This is a genomic window from Clavibacter lycopersici (assembly GCF_003576405.1).
GTDB classification, from domain to species: Bacteria; Actinomycetota; Actinomycetes; order Actinomycetales; family Microbacteriaceae; genus Clavibacter; species Clavibacter lycopersici.
This window is the reverse complement of the sequence record NZ_QWGT01000608.1, coordinates 1-284: the sequence shown is the minus strand read 5'-3', so window position 1 is coordinate 284 and position 284 is coordinate 1. Positions and strand designations below refer to the sequence as shown.

Sequence of the window (284 nt, the reverse complement as noted above, 5' to 3'; positions counted from 1 at the left end):
CCTGCAGTTCTCGGAGCAGCAGTGGAGCCGCTGCAAGAGCTTCGACGGCTTCTCCCCCACGGGTCCCGTCGTCGTCACCCGCGACGAGGTGCCGGATCCGCAGGACCTCCGCATCACGACGGTCCTCGACGGCGAGACGGTGCAGGACGGCCGCACGAGCGGCATGGTCCGCACGGTCGCGCGCCTCGTCTCCTACCTCTCCACGTCGTCCACGCTGCAGCCGGGCACGCTCATCTCCACGGGCACGACGAGCGGCGCCGGCTACTCGCGCGACCCGCAGATCT

At 70.8% G+C, this 284-nt stretch carries 1 protein-coding gene; it reads left to right on the top strand.

Features of this window, described 5'->3' with window-relative positions:
- Positions 1-284: fumarylacetoacetate hydrolase family protein (locus tag DZG00_RS16770; protein ID WP_147360126.1), on the top strand; the 284-nt coding region annotated here is incomplete at both ends.